This is a genomic window from Paraburkholderia sp. Cpub6, from assembly GCF_014201065.1.
In the GTDB taxonomy this organism is placed as follows: Bacteria; Pseudomonadota; Gammaproteobacteria; order Burkholderiales; family Burkholderiaceae; genus Paraburkholderia; species Paraburkholderia tuberum.
In genome coordinates this window covers 859,667-874,264 of the sequence record NZ_JACHDM010000001.1, presented here as the reverse complement: position 1 = coordinate 874,264, position 14,598 = coordinate 859,667, and the positions used below count along the sequence as shown (strand labels likewise).

At 63.1% G+C, this 14,598-nt stretch carries 10 protein-coding genes and 1 pseudogene; 6 read left to right on the top strand and 5 right to left on the bottom strand.

The window, feature by feature from the left end; all coding sequences use genetic code 11:
* Positions 1-2: 2 nt before the first annotated feature.
* Genes HDG33_RS03815 through HDG33_RS03805 form a run of 3 tightly spaced genes read left to right on the top strand, consistent with a single transcriptional unit; the run spans position 3 to position 5,204 of the window.
* Positions 3-659, top strand: a complete 657-nt coding sequence (locus HDG33_RS03815) for a DUF4194 domain-containing protein (RefSeq protein WP_090800540.1) — start codon at positions 3-5, stop codon at positions 657-659.
* On the top strand, positions 652-4,023 hold the full coding sequence (locus tag HDG33_RS03810; protein ID WP_184022654.1) for an ATP-binding protein: 3,372 nt from the start codon (positions 652-654) through the stop codon (positions 4,021-4,023). Before HDG33_RS03815 ends, HDG33_RS03810 begins: the two co-directional genes overlap by 8 nt.
* Positions 4,020-5,204, top strand: a complete 1,185-nt coding sequence (locus HDG33_RS03805) for a Wadjet anti-phage system protein JetD domain-containing protein (protein ID WP_184022653.1) — start codon at positions 4,020-4,022, stop codon at positions 5,202-5,204. Before HDG33_RS03810 ends, HDG33_RS03805 begins: the two co-directional genes overlap by 4 nt.
* A gap of 92 nt (positions 5,205-5,296) precedes the next feature.
* Here the strand turns inward: HDG33_RS03805 and HDG33_RS03800 are convergent, their stop codons facing one another.
* Positions 5,297-7,768 carry a DEAD/DEAH box helicase gene (locus HDG33_RS03800; RefSeq protein ID WP_260330299.1) on the bottom strand — a complete coding sequence of 824 codons (2,472 nt, stop codon included), beginning with the start codon at positions 7,766-7,768 and terminating at the stop codon, positions 5,297-5,299.
* A gap of 285 nt (positions 7,769-8,053) precedes the next feature.
* A pseudogene (locus HDG33_RS03795) lies at positions 8,054-8,188 on the bottom strand (integrase); the annotation flags it as partial.
* Positions 8,189-8,292: 104 nt separating this feature from the next.
* On the opposite strand from HDG33_RS03795, the gene HDG33_RS03790 reads away from it, so the two are divergent.
* Both HDG33_RS03790 and HDG33_RS03785 read left to right on the top strand, forming a co-directional pair.
* Positions 8,293-8,565: a DUF1778 domain-containing protein gene (locus HDG33_RS03790; protein ID WP_184022652.1), complete on the top strand. Its 273-nt coding sequence runs from the start codon at positions 8,293-8,295 to the stop codon at positions 8,563-8,565.
* Positions 8,549-9,055, top strand: coding sequence for a GNAT family N-acetyltransferase (locus HDG33_RS03785; protein ID WP_184022651.1), 507 nt, complete (start codon positions 8,549-8,551; stop codon positions 9,053-9,055). Before HDG33_RS03790 ends, HDG33_RS03785 begins: the two co-directional genes overlap by 17 nt.
* Before the next feature lie 221 nt (positions 9,056-9,276).
* On the opposite strand, the gene guaA is transcribed toward HDG33_RS03785, so the two are convergent.
* The 3 genes from guaA to guaB all read right to left on the bottom strand — a co-directional run bounded on the left by guaA (position 9,277) and on the right by guaB (position 13,286).
* Entirely contained in the window at positions 9,277-10,860 is a 1,584-nt protein-coding gene (guaA, locus tag HDG33_RS03780; RefSeq protein WP_013089680.1) for a glutamine-hydrolyzing GMP synthase, read from the bottom strand.
* 215 nt (positions 10,861-11,075) lie between these two features.
* Positions 11,076-11,819 (bottom strand): hypothetical protein, encoded by a 744-nt coding sequence (locus HDG33_RS03775; protein WP_184022650.1) that lies wholly within the window; start codon positions 11,817-11,819, stop codon positions 11,076-11,078.
* Positions 11,820-11,825: 6 nt separating this feature from the next.
* Positions 11,826-13,286 carry an IMP dehydrogenase gene (gene guaB, locus HDG33_RS03770; RefSeq protein WP_184022649.1) on the bottom strand — a complete coding sequence of 487 codons (1,461 nt, stop codon included), beginning with the start codon at positions 13,284-13,286 and terminating at the stop codon, positions 11,826-11,828.
* A gap of 317 nt (positions 13,287-13,603) precedes the next feature.
* Between guaB and HDG33_RS03765 the strand changes: the two genes are divergently transcribed.
* Positions 13,604-14,590, top strand: coding sequence for a DMT family transporter (locus tag HDG33_RS03765; RefSeq protein ID WP_184022648.1), 987 nt, complete (start codon positions 13,604-13,606; stop codon positions 14,588-14,590).
* Positions 14,591-14,598: the final 8 nt, after the last annotated feature.

The following is a 14,598-nucleotide window of genomic DNA, read 5'->3' as shown; positions in this document are numbered from 1 at the left end:
AGATGACGGAAGAACAGCAAGCCTCGTCGCCTGGTCGAGGTGATTTGTCGACAGTTGCCATCGCGCTGCTCAAGGGCGTGGTTTATCGTGATGGAAACGAGCGCCTCTGGGCCGCACTGCTCGAATTGCAGACGCACGCGCGCGACTACGTCGCCGTGCTTGGCCTCGAGCTCGTCGTGGACGAGGCGGAAGGCTACGCCTTCGTAAAAAGCCGCGCCGCGCATGACGCTGAAGTCGATGGGGAACAGGCTAAGCTACCCCGGCTCGTTGCCCGGCGTCCACTCTCGTTCCCCGTGAGCCTGCTGCTCGCGCTGCTGCGAAAGAAGCTGGCGGAATGGGATGCTGGCGGCGGAGACACGCGGCTCGTCCTTGCGCGCGAGGACATCGTCGAGCTCGTACGCGTATTCCTTCCCGCGAGCACCAACGAGGCGCGCCTGGTCGATCAGATCGATACACACGTGAACAAGATCGTCGAGCTCGGCTTCCTACGCCGGATGAAGACCACGAGCGGACCGCCCACATTCGAGGTGCGGCGCATTCTCAAGGCGTTCGTCGATGCGCAATGGCTGCTCGATTTCGACGCGCGGCTCGCGAGCTATCGGGCGCACCACCTTCAAGATTCGACGGTTTCTGACCAACAGGAGAGTCGCGATGAATGAGCCGCGTACGCTCGGCCTCGATTTTGCCGTCGACGACGCCCTGACGGGCTTTCGCCTCGAGCGGCTCGAGGTTTTCAATTGGGGAACCTTCGACCAACGAGTCTGGGTGCTGCGGGTCGATGGCCGCAACGGCCTGCTGACAGGAGACATCGGCTCCGGCAAGTCGACGCTCGTCGACGCCATCACCACCCTCCTCGTGCCCGCGCAGCGCATCGCCTACAACAAGGCGGCAGGCGCGGACAGCAAGGAACGTACGTTACGCTCGTATGTGCTTGGCTACTACAAGTCGGAGCGCAACGAGGTCACGGGGACGGCCAAGCCCGTGAGCCTGCGCGACCATAACAGCTATTCGGTGATTTTGGGCGTGTTTCGTAACGCCGGGTACGATGCCACAGTCACACTCGCGCAGGTGTTCTGGATGAAAGACGCACAGGCTCAACCCGCGCGATTCTTCGTCTGTGCCGAACGCGACCTCTCGATCGCCGCTGACTTCTCGCGCTTCGGCACCGACATCGCACAGCTGCGCAAAAAGTTGCGCGGGCTGGGTGCCGAAATCGAGGACACATTTCCGAAATACAGCGCCTGGTTCCGGCGGCGCTTCGGAATCGAAAACGAGCAAGCGCTCGAGCTCTTCCATCAAACGGTATCGATGAAATCGGTGGGCAATCTCACCGACTTCGTACGCAGCCACATGCTTGAGCCGTTCGACGTTGCACCGCGCGTCGACGCACTGATCACTCACTTCGACGATCTGAATCGCGCGCACGAGGCGGTACTGAAAGCCAAGCGCCAGGTGGAACTGCTGACACCGCTCGTCGACGACTGCGATCGCCACAGCGAGCAAGGACACGTTCTCGACGGCTGGCGAGCGTGCCGTGAAGCACTGAAACCCTACTTCGCCGGGCTCAAGCTCGGCCTCATCGAGCGCCGCCTCCAATTGCTCGACGAGGATCACGCGCGTGCAATATCACGCAAGGCGCGGCACGAAGAAGCGCGCGACCAGGCGCGCCAGCGCGTGGACGATTTGCGCCGCGCCGTGACCGAACAAGGCGGCGATCGCATCGCGCAGCTCGAGGTCGAAATCCGCCAGCACGAGCGAGAAAGCGCGCGTCGCCGCGAACGCGCGCAACGCTATGCCGCCATCGTTACGCTGCTCGGCGAAACCGAGGCCACGGATGAGGCCGCATTCGCTTCCCAACGCCAACGTCTGGCCGAGCGGCGCAGCTCGCTCGTCGACGACGAAGCGCAAGAGCAAAATGCGATTACCGAATGGAGCGTGGCCTTTCGCGAAGGGAAAGCGCAGCGTGATCTGCTAGAGGACGAAATCGCGAGCCTGAAAGCTCGACGTAACAACATCCCGAAGGAACAAGTCGCGATGCGGGCGAGCCTATGCTCGGCGCTCGGTCTGGAGGAAGACGCCCTGCCGTTCGCCGGCGAACTCATTCAGGTGCAAGAGGATGCGCGCGATTGGGAGGGCGCCGCCGAGCGCGTCCTGCGCAACTTCGGCCTGTCGCTGCTCGTGCCCGACGAGCACTATGCGAACGTCGCGGCGTGGGTCGATCGCACTCATCTCCGGGGGCGGCTCGTCTACTTTCGCGTGCGCTCTGAACGCGCCGCGCGTGCAGCCGAGGCCATCGAGCTACACCGCCACTCGCTCGCGCACAAGCTCGCGATCAAGCCCGATTCGCTGTTCTATGGCTGGCTCGAGCGCGAAATCGGCCGCCGGTTCGACTATGCATGCTGCGATACGCAGGAGCAGTTTCGGCGCGAGATGCGCGCGATCACGCGTGCGGGCCAGGCGAAAGCGCTTGGCGAGCGCCACGAAAAAGACGACCGCCGCGCGCTTGACGATCGCAGCCGCTACGTGCTGGGTTGGAGCAACACGGCCAAAATTGCCGCCCTCGAAGCACAACGGCGAGCGCTCGAGGTTCGGCTTGGCGAGATCGGACAGAAGCTTGGAGAAGCTCAAAGCGAGCACGCGAAGGTGCGCGAGCAGCTCGAAGCGCTTGCGCGCATCGGCGAGTTCGTCGACTTCCGCGACATCGACTGGGGAAGCTGCGCGACCGCGATCGCACGTCTGGCAGACGAAAAAGCTCGCCTCGAAGCGGCAAGCGACGCCCTCGCGGAGCTAACGGCCCAATTGGACTCGGCGCAAGCGTCGTTGACAGAGAGTGAAGCGGCGATCTCGGAAACCGACTCGGAACTGGGCGGTATCCTGGCCAGGCGGGAGGCAGCGCAAACGTTGCGCGACGAGACGCACGCGCTCGTTGCGGAAGTGAATGCCGAACTTGCCGAGCGAATCGAGGCGCTGCGAGCGGAGATTCTCGGCGAACACCAGCTTTCCGTCGAGTCATGCGACAACCGCGAGCGGGACGTGCGAGAGGCGTTGACAACCCGTATCGACAACGAAACGAAGTCGCTCGGCCGCCTTGCCGAAAAAATCGTCAAGGCCATGGCGGCCTTCAAGGATGCCTACAAGCTCGAAACGGCCGACTTCGATGCGAGCCTCGACGCGACCTCAGAGTACCGTGACATGCTCGCGCGGCTGCAAGCGGACGATCTGCCGCGCTTCGAAGCGCGTTTCAAAGAGCTGCTCAACGTCAATACGATCAACGAGATCGCCAACTTCCACGCCCAGCTCGCCCGCGAACGGCAAACGATCAAGGAACGTATCGAACGCATCAACGAATCGTTGCGACAAATCGACTACAACGCGGGCCGATACATCGTCCTCGAGAGTCAGTCCAGCCCCGACGCGGAGATCCGCGAATTCCAGAGCGACCTGCGTGCTTGCACCGAGGGCGAACTCACCGGCTCGGACGATAGCCAATACTCGGAGACCAAGTTCCTGCAAGTCAAACGGATCATTGACCGCTTCCGCGGCCGCGAAGGGTTGACCGAGCAGGACCGGCGCTGGCGCGCCAAAGTGACCGATGTGCGCAACTGGTTTCTGTTCGCCGCCAGCGAGCGTTGGCGTGAGGACGACAGCGAATACGAGCACTATTCGGACTCGGGCGGTAAATCGGGCGGCCAGAAGGAAAAGCTCGCCTATACGATCCTTGCCGCGAGTCTCGCCTATCAGTTCGGCCTCGAATGGGGCGCCGTGCGTTCTCGATCGTTCCGCTTCGTCGTCATCGACGAGGCGTTTGGACGAGGCTCCGACGAATCGGCGCAATACGGTCTCACATTGTTTCAAAAACTGAACCTGCAACTGCTGATCGTCACGCCGCTGCAGAAGATTCACATCATCGAGCCGTTCGTTTCGAGCGTCGGATTCGTTCAGAACGAGGGCGGACGCGCCTCGAAGCTGCGCAACCTGTCGATCGAGGAGTACCGCGCGCGCAAGGCGGAGTTCGAGCAATGAATTGGACGACGACCGCCGAACTGCGCGTTCGCCTCCAGCGCCTATGGGAGCGTGGCGAATGGCTGCGGAGCCTCGTAGACGGCACCGAGGGGCTGTTCCCGCTACGTCTGACGATAAAAGGCCCGAGCTCGTCCGAATTGGCCGAACGCTTCGACGCGGTACGCGCATGGATCGCGGAGATTGCCGCGACACCGCGCGTACGCATCGAATGGCGAGAAATCAATCATCGAATTCTCGGCCTGCAGCGTTTGCCACAAGCAGCTTGGGTGGACAGTCTGGACGATGCGCTCGCGGTCGCCGGCAAGCGCCGCGACGCAGCGCAGTTCGAGCGGCTGCTCGAAATCACACGCTCCCGCCAGCCGAAGCTCACCACGTGGCTTGCGCAGCGCCCGTTGCAAGCACTCGAATTCGCAGGCGATTGGGAACGACTGCTGGCAGTCGTCGATTGGCTGCAAGCACATCCGCAGCCGGGCGTATATCTTCGCCAAGCCGAAATCGCCAACGTCGACACGAAATTCATCGAGGCGCGGCGCGGCGTCCTCGCTCAATGGCTCGATCTCGTGCTGCCGTCGGAGTCAATCGACAGCAGCCGGACAGCCGCCGCCCAATTCGCTGCTCGCTACGGGTTCCGCGAGAAGCCGCCTCGGATTCGATTTCGCGCGCTCGATGACAGGCTCGCCGTTCTGCCCGGCATGGGCCGGCCCGACATCGCACTCGACGCTGACAGCTTCGCGCGCCTCACACTGCCATGCCGCCACGTGTTCATTACGGAAAACGAGATAAATTTTTTGGCGTTTCCCGACGTTCCGCAGTCGATCGTGCTCTTCGGGGCGGGCTACGGTTGGGAAGCTCTCGAGCCGGCGCGATGGCTCACGGACTGCGCGCTCCACTACTGGGGCGACATCGACACGCACGGCTTCGCCATTCTCGATCAATTGCGCAGCCGGTTCCCGCACGTTGGATCGTTCTTGATGGACCGCGCGACGCTGCTGGCGCATGAAGCGTTCTGGGGAGAAGAAGGCGATCAGGTCACGCGCGATCTGCCGCGGCTCACTGCCAAAGAGCGGGAACTCTTCGATGACCTCCGCGACAACCGGATTCGCCATGGATTGCGGCTCGAGCAGGAGCGCGTGGGATTCGGGTGGGTCAGGGCGGCGCTCGAAGAGCGGGCTTGCGCCTAGAACTTCCCAATCTCACCGCCAGGTACAACTCGAATACGACTCGAAGCAGGCCGCCTCGAAGATGCCTGCCCCAACTCCCACGTTCAGCGACTTTAGTTTGCGCTGCCGTTGCGCAGCAGAACATCCGAGATCGTCGACAGCGCCTCAGCCAGTCGTCTTGCCGTCTCGGGAGATGGCAGCGGCAACCTGAGACTTCGCGCGCCCGTCACGGCATCGCGCTCGACCCACGGGTGGGCGGCAACCGCGCCATCGCCCGGCTCATTCAACGCCGACGCCAGCGCCGCGCCGAACTGCAGCAACCCTGACCACGGTTCGATGGACGCGCCTCGTTGCGCTGTATCGATGGTCGAAGCTTGAGGCCGCTCTCCGGTACCGGCGAGGTCGGTTTCCACGACGCTCGCGTCACGCGCCGCGTCGCCTGACACGACTGCGCCGCTCGCGGCTTCCTCCGCCGCGGCCATGACCTCGCTCTCTCCCATGCGCCCCGCGACGTTTTCGACATCCTTCATGAAGCGGGTCAGGCGCGAACCACCGAGCAGAATTTCGCTGGCGCCGCCATCGAGGATGCCTTCCGCCAGCGAGCGCTTGAAAGCCAGCACCGACAGCATGCCCTCCTCGATCGTTCCCTTCGCGATGTAATTGACGACTCGTACCGGCTTTTTCTGGCCCAACCGATAGATGCGCGCGATGCGCTGTTCCAGCACCGCCGGGTTCCACGGCAGATCCATGTTCACGAGCGTCGACGCGTGCTGGAGGTTGAGCCCCGTGCTACCTGCGTCCGTCGACAGAAATACCCGACAGTCCGAATCGTCCCGAAAGCGCTGCACCAGCGCGGGCCGATTTTCCGACGGCACGCCGCCATGGAAGCTGACGTAGCCGATGCCGAGCTTCTTGAGCCGGCGAATGACTATCTCATGCGTGCGCGTCCATTGACTGAACACCACGACTTTCTCGTCCGGCTGCGTGAAAAGCGACTCGAACAACGTCGCCAGCTCGTCGGCCTTCACGCCATGATCGGTTTCCTGGTCCAGCAGATAGGTGCTGTTGCACGACATGCGCATGTTCTGCAAAGCGCAGGTGAGGCGCCGCTGGTCCTGATCCGACAGAAACCTGGTGTTACGCCAGCGCCGGACGATTTTGGCCACGATGTCCGCGTTTTCCGTGTGATACGCCATCTGCAGCTCGGTCATGGGCACCAGCAGATTCTGGTCGGTGCGCCCGGGCAACTGCAGCAGCACCTCGGACTTGCGACGCCGTATCATGACCGGTGCCAGGGTCTGGCTGATCTTCTCTAGGCCCGTGTATCCCGTCACGCGTCCCGCCTCGTCCTTGACCTGATGTTCGTGCAGCAGCTTCCACGTGGGCCCGAGACGGTGCTGGTCGACGAATTGAACGATGGAAACGAGTTCCTCCAGCTTGTTTTCGAGAGGCGTTCCCGTCAGCACGACGGCATAGGGGCTGTCGATTCGCTTGAGAGCCTTCGCCGCAATGGTGTTCCAGTTCTTGATGCGCTGCGCCTCGTCGACGATGACCAGCTCCGGCGCCCACGCGGAAATCATGTCAAGGTCCGATTTCAGCTTCTCATAGTTGGTGATCTTGTAGAGATCCTGGGCCGCATATTCGCCCCGCCTCTGGGCAAGGCCGCCCGCGACTACCCTCGAAGCGTGGCCGGAGAACCGCGTGATCTCGCTCTGCCACTGATACTTGAGCGAAGTCGGGCAAATCACCAGCACTTTCGACACGCCAAAATGCCGGATCAGGATTTCCGCCGCCGCGACGGCCTGCACCGTCTTGCCGAGGCCCATTTCGTCGCCGATCAAAGCCCGCCCGGCACGCACGGCGAACAATGCGCCTTCGGCCTGGTAAGGATAGAGCGGCACCTTGAGCAGCTTCTTCAGCGAGGGCGTCGCCCCTCCTCGCGGAAACTGCCCGTCGAGCATCCTGGCACGGCGCGCCGCATCGTTTCGGCCAGCGATGAAATCGAGCGCGTCGTCATGGGCGCGCAATTCGTGCCCGGCCTTCGCCACCGCGGAGAGAAAGCGCCCGAGATCTTCGAAACGGTCCTCCGGCAGATGCCATCGCCGAGACTCGTCGAACAAAGCGGCGGCCGCTTTGGCTACCTTTGCCGGACAATCCGCGCCGGCGCGAAAATGGACCGCTCGCCCTCCCTCGTTTCGCAAATACAGCTCCGAGAATGCGGGCTGATAACCACGGGCGAAGGCCGCCTTTGCGCCTCGCTTGCGCAGCAGTCGCGACAAGGTAAATTCAATGTGCTTGCAGGTGCCGAGTTCGTTGGTGGCGTAATCGGGACAGTCGCAAAAGTTGTCGCCCGGGCAGACCCCACGAATCGACACGCGATAGCTGAAGTTCGACTCCGGATTGCCGACGCGGAATTCGGAGAAATACGTCTCCGTCCCGAGATTCTCCAGCGAGAACGCTTGCTCTTGCCCGAATTGCCGACGCAAGGCGCGCTGCCAGTCGGCGGGCGACATGTGATCGGGGGCGTGGATGCGGGAAAGCTTCGAGGATCGACGTGACTTGGTGGAAGAATGTTTGCTAGTCATGACTTGACGTGATATTTGCGCGACCGACCCGCTCCAACAATGCGAAGTCCAGCGGGTCTCGGATTGCCTCCCACGCGGGCCAGACCCAGTCAATCCGCCAACGGCTGAATCCGCCCCCGGATCGAGTCCGTAAGGCGTCCTTGATTGCCTACCGGCTCGGTAAAAAAGAGGACACACAGTATATCCCGGGCCTCGTCCTCCATCGCCCGCAGATTCGACACACAAGGCGGCACTCAGCACCGGCACTACCTCATTCTCGGGCAATAGTTTCGGCACGTAGCTCTACCCGTCGATCCAGGCATCGACCATGTTGGCCCACTCTTGCAGCATGTGGCGCCGCTGCTCGGCGTACTCTGCCTTGTTGTAGATCGAGCGCGAGGAACGTCCGTCCTCGTGCGCCAGGCACTTCTCGATCCAGTCGCCAGGCTGAAACCTGACTGATTCTGCCACGGCGCGTATTGACATCAGATATACATCGCTCTATCCATACGTATATCTATCGTATATACAGTATGGATTGCATCATGCGCGACGCACCTATTGATCTTCGCGCCTTGCCAGAGCAACGTGATCTGATCGATTACGCCGCGAGCCTGCTTGGCAAAAACCGCTCTGACTTTATGTTGGAGGCCGCTTGCGAGCGCGCTCAGACCGTCGTCCTGGATCGCACTTTCTTTGGGCTTGATTCGGAAAAATTTAAGCAGTTCACCGAATTGCTAGACGCGCCGAAAGTCGCAAACGCGGGTCTTGCACGTCTTATGGACGTGAAAACCCCTTGGAATGAAAACAGCGAATGAATCGGAAGCTTTCTGCTCGCAGCCGCTGCTGGCCGAGCACGACGTTGCCAGCTTTTCCTGCGGAAGGCTGGAGCTTGACGACAGGCTGAAGCGGCGCGCCCTGATTAACCACAACAGTGGGGCAAGCCGTGTATTTGTAACGACCGATGATACCGGCCGCGTCTACGGCTACTATGCCCTCGCGGATGCTCTCGCGGCTGGAGCCGTTGCCCACGTCGATGCAACCGGCAACCTTCGTCGAAATATGCCGGATCCAATTCCGGTGGTTGTGCTTGGCCGGCTAGCGCGAGACGCAAATACAAAAGGCATCCAACTCGGCGCTGCCCTTTTGAAGGACGCCCTCAATCGCGCTAGCTCGATCGCAAAAGATCTTGGCGTACGTGCGATGCTTGTGCATGCGATTGACGCACACGCAGCGGCTTTCTATGAGTCGTACGGGCTCACACCGTCTCCGATTCCTCCCCTCACGCTCATGCTCCGACTGGCTTGACGAGTGCGCAGAAAAGCCGCAGGGTGCGGCTTTTCTTCACCTGGCCAACTTTCCGCCACTACAGAATTGTCCAAAATTTACGTCGGCACACGTGCCAATTGCTGTCCGTGTACGAGCTTGCGCACGACCGAAACCCGGCTTCATGAAGCCCTGGCATGTAGTACCGAAGCTGACGAATGACGCTCAGAAAGGCCATTGATTTAATTGAGATATTTTTACCCTCATTCCCACTCGATCGTCGCAGGCGGCTTCCCCGAGATGTCGTAGACGACCCGGTTGATCCCGCGCACTTCGTTGATGATCCGGTTCGACACATGCCCAAGCAGTTCATGCGGCAGATGCGCCCAATGCGCGGTCATGAAGTCGAGCGTCTGCACAGCGCGCAACGCGACGACGTACTCGTAGGTGCGCCCGTCGCCCATCACGCCGACGCTTTTGACCGGCAGGAACACCGCGAATGCCTGGCTCGTCAGGTCGTACCACGACTTGCCAGTTTCCTTGTCGATCGTGTTGCGCAGCGTCTCGATGAAAATCGCGTCCGCGCGGCGCAGCAGGTCCGCGAAATCGCGCTTCACTTCGCCGAGGATCCGCACGCCCAGACCCGGACCCGGGAACGGATGGCGATACACCATCGAGTGCGGCAGACCCAGCTTCACGCCAAGCTCGCGCACTTCGTCCTTGAACAGCTCGCGCAGCGGTTCGAGCAGCTTCAGGTTCAGCGTCTCCGGCAGACCACCGACGTTGTGGTGGCTCTTGATGGTTTGCGCGGCCTTCTTGCCCTTGCCCGCCGATTCGATCACGTCCGGATAGATCGTGCCTTGTGCCAGCCACTTCGCGTCGGTCAGCTTGCCGGCTTCGGCCTGGAACACTTCGACGAACTCCGCGCCGATGATCTTGCGCTTCGCTTCAGGATCGGTCACGCCGGCGAGCTTGCCGAGGAATGCTTCGCTCGCGTCGACGTGAATCACCTTCACGCCAAGGTGATCGGCGAACAGCGCCATCACCTGCTCGGCTTCGTTCAGGCGCAGCAGGCCATGGTCGACGAACACGCAGGTCAGTTGATCGCCGATCGCGCGGTGCAGCAGCGCCGCCGCCACCGACGAATCCACGCCGCCCGACAAGCCCAGAATGACGTGCTCGTTACCGACCTGCTCGCGAATCTTCGCGACGGCTTCGTCGATGTAGTGGCCCATTTCCCAATCGGCCTTCGCGCCGCAGATCTGCAGCACGAAGCGCTCGAGCATCGCGCGGCCCTGCACCGTGTGCGTGACTTCCGGATGCCATTGCAGGCCATAGAAGCGGCGCTGCTCGTCGGCCATCGCGGCGATCGGGCACGATTCCGTCGATGCCATCAGCGCGAAACCCGGCGGCATCTCCAGCACCTTGTCGCCGTGGCTCATCCATACCTTCAGCATGCCGTGGCCTTCGGACGTGGTGAAGTCGCTGATGCCTTCGAGCAGGCTCGTATGGTTGCGCGCGCGCACTTCGGCGTAGCCGAATTCGCGCAGATGACCGATGTCGACCTTGCCGCCGAGCTGCTGCGCCATCGCCTGCATGCCGTAGCAGATGCCGAGCACCGGCACGCCGAGTTCGAACACGGCTTGCGGCACGCGCGGCGTGTCTTCCTCGGTGACCGAGCTCGGGCCGCCCGACAGAATCACGCCCTTCGGCGCGAAGTCGCGGATGAACGACGCGTCGACGTCGTACGGATGGATTTCCGAATACACGTTGGCTTCGCGAACGCGACGTGCAATCAGTTGGGTGACTTGCGAACCGAAGTCGAGAATCAGGATCTTGTCATGCATGGCAGCGGACGGAATCAGAAGTGAGCGGATACGGAATGCCGCGCGCGAGGCGCGGCGTCGAATTCAAAGCGGTCCACGCGGCGACGGTCTTGGCGCGGCGCGGACAGCCAACATTACGATGAAGCACAAGGGCGCGGCCAACCACGGAACTCGCCGCCTGCGATGCGCGCGAACGAAATCCGGTAGCTTCGGCAAACGGCCTCGCGCGCGGCGCTTCAACCATGAAACGGCGGGCGGGGTGCGCCGGGCACGTCGTTGCTGGTGTCGCGCGCGGCGCGTTCGGACTCGCTCAGGCCGGGCTCGCTTGCGGCCGGATGAAGCGGCGCGGTAGTGGCAACGGAAGCCGCGGCAGCCGGATTGGCCGGCCGCGTGACCGGCACGACGGGCTCTGGCACCGGCTCGGCGTGATCGACCGGAAAGCCCGCTGAGGCACGTGGCTCGCGCGCGTTGTCGCGTTCGGGTTCACGCTGCCGTGCGGCATCCTTTTCGCCTTCTTTCGCGGCACGCTTATCGGCACGACCGTCGGCCTTGCTCGACGAGGGCTTGACCACGATCCCCTTCTCGCGCCGCCGCACCGCACCCGACAGTCGCACGCCGCCGAGCCCGATCACCACCAGCACGACACCGGCCAGCACCGCCACCATCTGCCCGAAACCGGTCAGCGACGGCGTATGCAGCCCCAGCAGCCAGACCAGCATCAGCACGCCGATCAGCCAGTGCACATGACCGACGACCTTCGCGACCGTCGAGGTCAGCGCCCCGTCGAACGACGCATGCACCGCGAGCCACGCGAGCCCGATCAGCGCGACGCCGAACGCCTGGCCGACCAGCATCGGCTCCGTTGGCACCAGTTGCAACGCGTCGTACAGCGAGGTCCACGGCGTCAGCACGAACAGCAGGCCGAACGCCAGCAGCAACAACGCATCGAGGATCAGTACAACGCGCAGCAGTGGCTTCATGGGCGTTTAGTCCACGTGGTAGTTGGGCGCTTCCTTGGTGATTTGCACATCGTGCACATGCGACTCGCGCAGGCCCGCACCGGTGATCTGCACGAACTCGGCCTTTTCGTTCATTTCGGCGATGGTGCGGCAGCCGCAGTAGCCCATGCTCGCGCGCACGCCGCCGATCAGCTGGAACAGGATCGCGTTGACCGAACCCTTGTACGCGACGCGACCTTCGATGCCTTCCGGCACCAGCTTGTCGATGTTGGCCGAGTTGTCCTGGAAGTAGCGGTCCGCCGCGCCGTCCTTCATGGCGCCGACCGAGCCCATGCCACGGTACGACTTGTACTGGCGGCCCTGGTACAGGAATACCTCGCCCGGCGATTCCTCGGTACCGGCGAACATGCTGCCCATCATGACCGCGCTGGCGCCCGCCGCGAGCGCCTTGCTGACGTCGCCTGAGAAGCGCACGCCGCCGTCGGCGACGACCGGCACGCCGGTGCCGTTCAGCGCTTCGGACACGTTGGAGATAGCGGTGACCTGCGGCACGCCGACGCCTGCGACGATTCGCGTCGTGCAGATGGAGCCCGGGCCGATACCGACCTTGACGCCGTCCGCGCCGTATTCGACGAGCGCCCTGGCAGCCGCGGCGGTTGCGATGTTGCCGCCGATCACCTCAACGTGCGGGAAGTTCTGCTTGACCCACTTGACGCGCTCGAGCACGCCCTTGCTGTGGCCATGCGCGGTATCGACGACGATCACGTCGACGCCGGCCTGCACGAGCAGCTCGACGCGCTCTTCGTTGTCCGCGCCGACGCCGACCGCCGCACCCGCGCGCAGCTTGCCGTGCTCGTCCTTGCATGCATCCGGGTGCTCGGTCTGCTTGGTGATGTCCTTGACGGTCATCAGGCCGCGCAGTTCGAATGCGTCGTTGATGACCAGCACGCGCTCGAGGCGGTGGCTGTGCATCAGCGCCTTCGCTTCGGCGAGCGGCGTGCCTTCCTTGACGGTGACGAGGCGCTCGCGCGGCGTCATGATGTTGCGCACCGGCTCGTCCAGACGCTCTTCGAAGCGCAGGTCGCGATTCGTCACGATGCCGACGAGCTGCGAGCCCTCGACGACCGGGAAGCCCGAAATGCCATGCTGGCGCGACAGTGCGATCACGTCGCGCACTTTCGTATGCGGCGGCACGGTGATCGGATCGCGCACGACGCCCGACTCGAAACGCTTGACCTTCGCGACTTCACGCGCCTGCTCGGCCGGCGTGAGGTTCTTGTGGATGATGCCGACGCCGCCCATTTGCGCCATGGCGATTGCCAGACGTGCTTCGGTGACCGTGTCCATCGCGGCGGAAACGAGCGGCATGTTGAGGGAGATGTTGCGGGTCAGCCGGGTCTTGAGGCTGGTGTCGCGCGGCAGAACATCGGAGAAGGCCGGGACGAGGAGCACGTCATCGAATGTGAGTGCTGTTTGGATCAGACGCATGGCAAATCCTATAGGCGCAAAAGCGAATTATACGCGATACCACCCCGGTTTTCACTGCGCGAACAGCAGCTTAGCGAATTTCAGACGATTTTTTGCCGCTCCGGCATGCGTCGATTTCGCTTGTCTGTTCGCGTCGGGTTCGAACGGGTTTCGATTGCGCGTTCGCAGGCGAAATCGGGGCAGAGCCGGCGGCATTTTCGCGGCACGTACCCTGTCGAGCGGCGGTCGAGCGGTCCGAATGCAGGATCGAACAAGACGCCCTGCTCGCAAAACCGCTATTCTGCCGGCCATTCCAGTTTATCCAGCAGAGGCAGTCGATGCAGCGCGGTGTCGTATATGGCGTCATGGCCGGAGCCTTGTGGGGCATGGTGTTTCTGGTGCCGCGGGTGCTGCCCGACTTCTCCCCGCTCCTGCTCGTCGCCGGCCGCTACTCGATGTACGGCGTCGTGTCGCTCGCCGCGGCGCTGCCGATCGCGCGTTCGCTCGCCAAACGGCTGAGCCGCGAGGATCTGATCGCGCTCGTCAAGCTCGCGCTGGCCGGCAATATCGTCTATTACCTGCTGCTGACGGCCGCCGTGCACCTGATCGGAATCGCGCCGGCCTCGCTGATCGTCGGCGTGCTGCCGGTCACGGTCACGCTGGTCGGCCGGCGCGATCACGGCGCGGTGCCGCTCGCGCGCCTCGCATGGCCGCTCGCGACCGTGATGGCGGGCATCGTCTGCATCAATATCGACGTCTTTACGGTGGCCGGCGCGGCGCCGGTGAGCATCGCGACGCGCCTGCTCGGCGTGGCCTGCGCGGTGGGCGCGCTCATCTGCTGGACCTGGTTCGCGGTCGAGAACGCCCGTTACCTGCAGCGTCAGACGCATTTCAGCGGCAATGAGTGGTCGGTGCTGTGGGGCGTCGTGACTGGCGCGCTCGGCGGCGCGTTGTGGCTCGTGGTCGCGGCGCTGCCGTCGGGTGGCCCGCAGGGTGAGTTGGCCGACCCGCGCTGGCACACGTTCTGGCTGCTCAACCTCGCACTCGCGATCGGCGCGTCGTGGCTCGGCAACGGCCTGTGGAATGCCGCGGCAAAACGGCTGCCGCTAACGCTGTCCGGCCAGATGATCGTGTTCGAGACGCTGTTCGCGCTGCTGTACGCGTTCATTTACGACGAGCGCCTGCCGCGCCCGCTCGAACTCGCGGCGATCCTCCTGCTGGTGGCGGGGGTCTGGTGGTCGGTGCGCCGGCATTCGGACCACGATTCGTCGGGTGCGGCGCGCATCGAGGGCATGAACGATAAGGCGCAGACGGCGGCGCCTTGAGGTGATGT